Below are 5,967 nucleotides of genomic sequence, written 5' to 3' on the forward strand. Positions count from 1 at the left end.
TCCAGGTCGTCTTCGGCATGCAGGGCCGCTTCGAGCTGATGCTGAAAGGCCGCCGCCACGCGGTGCAGCCCGGCCGCGTGCTGGTGATCCCGCCGGGCGAGCAGCGGCGCTGCGCGATGCGCGGCGGTGCCGCCTGCCTGGTGCTCAGTTCCGCCGATGCCGCGCACCGCGAGGCRCTGGCGCCGCTGGCCGGGCAGGTGCGCTCGGTGCACCCGTCGACGGCCCACCTGATGCGCTACCTCGCGAGCCGCCGGCATGCCGACGATGCGGCCTCGCGGGCGGCGACCATCGAGTTGCTGGTCGCGAGCCTGGCGGCCAGCACGCCGCTCGGCGGCCCCCGCTTGCGCCGCAGCATCGACTGGGAGGCGTTGGAGCGCTGGGTCGACGAGCGCCTCGACGAGCCGCTGGCGGTCGCCGCCCTCGCGGCGCAGGTGCACCTGAGCGCGCCGCAGTTCGCGTTGCGCTGCCGCGCCGAGCTCGGCCTGAGCCCGATGACGCTGGTGCGGCGGCGCCGGCTCGCGGCCGCCCGCCGCTGCCTCGATGCCGGCATGCCGGTCTACCAGGCCGCGCTGCAGTGCGGCTACCAGTCGCCGTCGGCACTGACGGCGGCGCTGCGCCGCGAGCCTTTGCCCGTCTGAACCCGCAGTTCGAACATTTGCAACATCGCTGCGCGACGAAGCAACGTCGCTGCGCGACGAGCCCGGCAGGGTCCTCCTCCTACGCTGTGCGACATGTCCCGACCGGGGCATGCCAACCCCCTTCGAGGACCCGAGATGAACGCATTGCTGAAGAGACTGATGAGCACCCTGGCCACCGTGGCGGCCGCCTGCGGCGCCGCGCCGGGCCATGCCACGATTCCGAACGAACAGTTTTTCCCGGTGCTGGTGTTCCGCACCGGCGCCTACGCACCGAACGGCGTGCCGTGGGCGAACGGCTTCGTCGACTACCTGAACCTCGTCAATGAACGCGACGGCGGCATCGGCGGCGTGAAGATCACCTACGAGGAGTGCGAGACCGGCTACTCCACCGACCGCGGCGTCGAATGCTACGAACGCCTGAAGGGCAAGGGCCCGACCGGCGCGACCAGCTTCAACCCGCTGTCCACCGGCATCACGTTCGCGCTGGGCGACAAGGTGGCTGCCGACAGGATCCCGCTGATCACGATGGGCTACGGCCGCTCCGAGTCGACCGACGGCAGCGTGTTCAAGTGGAACTTCCCGCTGCTCGGCACCTACTGGGACGCGGCCGACATGCTGGTGCAGCATGTGGGCGCGCGCGAGGGTGGCCTGCCGAAGCTGCGCGGCCGCAAGATCGCGCTGCTGTATCACGACTCGCCGTACGGCAAGGAGCCGATCCCGGTGCTGCAGGCGCTGTCGCACCGGCTCGGCTTCGAGTTCATCGCGATTCCGGTGGCGCACCCCGGCGTCGAGCAGAAGGCGGCCTGGCTGCAGATCCGCCAGGCCCGTCCGGATCACGTGTTCATCTGGGGCTGGGGCGTGATGAACTCGACCGCGATCAACGAGGCTATCGCGGTGAACTACCCGCGCGACCGGATGTACGGCGTCTGGTGGGCCGGTGCCGAGCCCGACGTGCTGCCGGCGCAGGCCGCGGCGGCCGGCTACAACGCGCTGACGCTGCAGCACAGCGCCGACCAGCGCCGCGTGCACGACGACATCCGCCGCTACGTGTACGGCCGCGGCAAGGGGGCCGGCGAGGCGTCGGCGGTCGGCCAGGTGCTCTACAACCGGGGCCTGCTGAACGCGCTGCTGGTGGTCGAGGCGGTGCGCACCGCGCAAGCGCGCTATGGCCGCCGGCCGTTGACCGGCGAGCAGGTGCGCTGGGGCGCCGAGCACCTGGCGATCGACGCGGGCCGCATCGGTGCGCTGGGCATCGACGGCATGCTGCAGCCGCTGCACACCTCGTGCGCCGACCACGAAGGCGCGCACCGGGCGCGCATCCACAGCTGGAACGGCACGGCGTGGCAGTACACCTCCGACTGGTACGAGTCCGACCGCACGCTGCTCGGCCCGATGATGGCCGTGGCGGCGAAGAAGTACGCCGCCGACAAGGGCCTGCCGGTGCGCGACTGCGCCGAGGAGGGGTGAGCGATGAAGGCACGCTTCAAGTGGCTGCTGGTGCTGCAGGCCTGCGGGCCGCTGCTCGCGGCGGCGCACGGCAAGGGCGACCTGCACGTCGCGTTCGGCGACTACAGCGTCAGCCGGCGCGAGGTCATCGCGACCGGCCGGCCCGATGGTGAATCGATCGTCGTGGTCGAGAGCCTGGCCCGCACGCGCGTCGAGGGCGGCAGCGGCCCGTTCCACGTCGCGAGCGGGCGTTGCATCAGCCTGCGCGGGGCCGGTGTCGTGAGCCGCCGCACCTGCGTGCTGGTCGATCCGGCCGGCGATCGCTTCGTGTTCGAGACGCAGGCCGACGAGGCCGAGCTCGAAGGCTATGGCGTGCGCCGCAGCCGGCTGGTGGGCGGCAGCGGCAAGTACGCCGGGCTGGTCGGCGAGGTGCTGGCCTATCCGGTGTCCGTCCAGGCCGGCGCGCGCAGCAGCGGCCGGCTGGAGATCCGCTACCGCCCTGCCGCTGCGGCGACGGGAGGGCTGTTGTGAGCCCGCCGGTCATCGACCGCGCGCTGCTGGACGGCGTGCTCGACGCGTCGCCGCTGCCGCCCGGCTACCGCTTCGAGCTGCTGCGGCGCGACGACATCGGCGCGCTGGTGGCCCACCTCGACCGCTGGTACCCGGACGTGGGCGTCGGCGCGGCGAGCGGTTTCCTGCGCCGCGGGTTCTACGACAGCGAGGTGCTGCTGCCCGACGCGCCCGCGCGCAACTTCATCGTCGTCGTGGTGAAGTGCGGCGAGCGCATCGCCGGGATGATCGCGTGCGAACGCGAGCCCGAGGCGCTGGCGCTGTACGGCCGGCTGGCCGTGGTCGCGCCCGAGCACCGCGGTGCCGGGCTGGGCCTGCATGCGATCGCCGCGATCGAGCGTGTCGGCCGTGCGCTCGGCATGGGGCTCATCTACGGCATGGCGACGCTGAAGATCCCGCACACCCAGCAGGCCTTCGAGCGGCTGGGCTGGCGGCTGATCGGCATCGTGCCGGGCTACGACCGCGAGATCGTCGGGGCAGGCGGTGCAGTGCGGCGCATCTACGAGGCGGTGTACGCGAAGGTGCTGGCGGCGTGTCACGAACTGCAGCAGCCGGATCTGCATCAGATGACGCCGCGCACGCGCCAGTTGTTCGATCTGCTGTTCGCTGCGGCGGAGCTTGCGTCAGAATCGCCGCAGGAGGACCGACACGGTGCGCTTCGGACGACAGATGCTCGAACACTGGTGGCTCGACCCCGATGCCACCTACCTGAACCACGGCACCGTCGGCGTCACGCCGCGCCGCGTGCTCGATGCGCAGCAGCGCCTGCGCGAGCAGATCGAGCGCCACCCGGCGCGCTTCCTGCTGCGCGAGCTGATGAGCCTCGCGCCGCAGGCGCCGGCCGAACCCACCCGCGTGCGCGCAGCGGCCGCTCGCGTCGCGGCCTTCGTCGGCGCGACGGGTGATGACATCGTCTTCGTCGACAACGCGAGCGCCGGCGTCAATGCGGTGCTGCGTTCGCTGCGGCTGCAGGCCGGCGACGAGATCGTGCTGTTCGACCATGCCTACGGCGCGGTGTCGCGCACCGCCGCGTTCGTCGCGCGCGAGCACGGCGCGCGCGTCGTCACGCTGACGCTGCCGTTCCCGCTGTCCGATGAATCGCTGCCGCAGCGCCTGCTCGAGCCGGTGCTGAATGCGCGCACGCGGCTCGTGATCCTCGACCACGTCACGTCGGAGACTGCGCTCGTGCTGCCGCTCGCGCAGCTCGCGGCGCTGTGCCGCGCGCACGGCGTGCCGGTGCTGGCCGACGGCGCGCATGCGCCGGGCGCGATCCCGCTCGACATCCCGGCGCTCGGCGTCGACTGGTATGTCGCGAACCTGCACAAGTGGGCGTTCGCGCCACGCGCGTGCGGCCTGCTGTGGGCCGCAGCGGGCCGGCGCGAGGGCCTGCACCCGCCGGTCATCTCATGGGGCCTGGACGTCGGCTGGCACCAGGAATTCGACTGGACCGGCACGCGCGACCCGACGCCGTATCTGTGCGCCCCCGACGGCATCGACTTCATCACCGGCTTCCTCGGCGAGGCAGCGATGCACGCCTACAAGCACGCGCTGGCGCGCCGCGCGGCGCAGCACCTGGCCGCGCGGTGGGGCCATCCGTGGGAGACGCCCGACGCGATGATCGGCTGCATGGTCACGCTGCCGCTGCCGGCGCGGCTGGCGCACGGGGACGCGGCCGCGGCGGTGCGCCTGAAGGACTGGCTGCTGGACGAGCGGCGCATCGAGGCGCCGGTGATCTCGCGCGGCGACCGGCTGTTCATCCGCGTCTCGGCCCAGGTCTACAACGACGACGAAGACATCGAGCGCCTCGCGCAGGCCGTCGCGGAGCTGCCATGAGCAAGGCGCCCGAAGACAGCGCCCGCCGCTTCGCGACCGCGCGCAGCTGGGAAACCTGGCTCAACAAGCACCACGAGAGCTCCGACGGGCTGTGGCTGCTGATCTCGCGCCCGGGCGCAGAGAAGGGCTCGGTCAGCTACCCCGAGGCGCTCGAGGTCGCGCTGTGCCACGGCTGGATCGACGGGCCGAAGAAGGGCCTGGACGAACACCACTGGCTGCAGCGCTTCACGCCGCGGCGCGCTCGCAGCATCTGGTCGAAGGTCAACCGCGAGAAGGTCGCGAGGCTCACCGAGCAGGGCCGCATGCAGCCGGCCGGCCAGCGCGAGATCGATCGCGCGAAGGCCGACGGCCGCTGGGAGCAGGCCTACGACTCGATGCGCACGATCACGACGCCACCCGACCTGCAGGCCGCGTTCGACGCCGAGCCGGCGGCTGCTGCCTTCTTCAAGACGCTGAACAGCGCCAACCGCTATGCGGTGCTGTGGCGCGTGCAGACAGCGAAGAAGCCCGAGACCCGCGAGCGCCGCATCGCGACGCTGGTGGCGATGCTGGCCCGCCATGAAAAGCTGCACCCCTGATACCCGACGCGCGATACGCTGTCATCCTTCAACGTTGGTAACACGTCGATGGAATCGGGTTGCCTGCCGTGACTTTTCTCACGGGGCCTCCCGATGTATGACAACCACGGTCCAGGTGGACCATGGGCTCGGATCAAATGAGTGCCCACCGCCGGATTCGCAGCGCTGACCTTCCGACCATGACGACGCCTCGCGCCCCCCAGAAACCCGACTTCGGTCCGACCACGCAGTTCGACACCGTGCCGGCCAGCGACGTGCTGCTGGCGGGGGCCCGTGTCGGCGGGTTCCGCATCGTCGAGCTGATCGGTCGTGGCGATTCGGGTGTCGTGTACCTGGCGCTGGACTCGTCGCTGCAGCGGCAGGTCGCGATCAAGGAATATTTCCCGACTTCGCTCGCGCAGCGCGAGGACGGCAGGCAGGTGGTGCCGCGGCGCAGCGGCGATGCCCCGGCGCTGGAGGCCGGCCGCCGCGAGTTCGTGCAGCGCGCCAAGCTGTTCGCCCGATTCGAGCACCCGGCGCTGATCCGGGTGCAGAGCCACTGGGAAGAGAACGGCACCGCCTACTACGCGATGAATTTCGTGCCGGGCCCGAACCTGGCCGGTGCGCTGAAGGCCCTGCCGCGCGCCCCCGACGAGGCCTGGCTGCGCGCGATGCTGACGCCAGTGCTCGATGCGGTCGACCTGCTGCATGCGGCGCAGGTCCACCATGGCGGCATCTCGCCCGAGGCGGTCGTCGTGCGCGGCGTCGGCGTGCCGGTGCTGCTGGGCAGCACCCCGCCGCCGGCTGACGAGAAGCCGCTGGTGCCGCCCGGTGCGTGGACCGACCTGCGCGCGCTGGCCAGCCTGCTGCACGCGGCCGTCACCGGCCAGGCCGCGCTCGGTGCGGCCGTGCCACGGGTGCAC

6 protein-coding genes and 1 pseudogene are annotated in these 5,967 nt (G+C 71.8%); all 7 read left to right on the plus strand.

The genetic code is table 11. The features are described from left to right. Positions 1 to 638, plus strand: a 638-nt coding sequence (locus AC1D15_RS15320; protein WP_477826641.1) for a helix-turn-helix domain-containing protein, incomplete at its 5' end; no start/stop codon positions are given. A gap of 159 nt (positions 639 to 797) precedes the next feature. Next, positions 798 to 2,105, plus strand: coding sequence for an ABC transporter substrate-binding protein (locus AC1D15_RS15325; protein WP_477826642.1), 1,308 nt, complete (start codon positions 798 to 800; stop codon positions 2,103 to 2,105). A gap of 3 nt (positions 2,106 to 2,108) precedes the next feature. Further along, a complete protein-coding gene (locus AC1D15_RS15330) occupies positions 2,109 to 2,615 on the plus strand; it encodes a hypothetical protein (protein WP_477826643.1) in 507 nt (168 codons plus the stop codon). 191 nt (positions 2,616 to 2,806) lie between these two features. Then, a pseudogene (locus tag AC1D15_RS15335) lies at positions 2,807 to 3,016 on the plus strand (GNAT family N-acetyltransferase); the annotation flags it as partial. A 307-nt stretch (positions 3,017 to 3,323) separates the two neighbouring features. After that, positions 3,324 to 4,487: an aminotransferase class V-fold PLP-dependent enzyme gene (locus AC1D15_RS15340; RefSeq protein ID WP_477826644.1), complete on the plus strand. Its 1,164-nt coding sequence runs from the start codon at positions 3,324 to 3,326 to the stop codon at positions 4,485 to 4,487. Beyond that, a complete protein-coding gene (locus AC1D15_RS15345; RefSeq protein ID WP_465113898.1) occupies positions 4,484 to 5,065 on the plus strand; it encodes a YdeI/OmpD-associated family protein in 582 nt (193 codons plus the stop codon). Before AC1D15_RS15340 ends, AC1D15_RS15345 begins: the two co-directional genes overlap by 4 nt. A 179-nt stretch (positions 5,066 to 5,244) precedes the next feature. Continuing rightward, a partial coding sequence (locus AC1D15_RS15350) for a protein kinase domain-containing protein (RefSeq protein ID WP_477826645.1) occupies positions 5,245 to 5,967 on the plus strand: 723 nt, incomplete at its 3' end.

This window comes from Rhizobacter sp. P2_H2 (assembly GCF_056403375.1).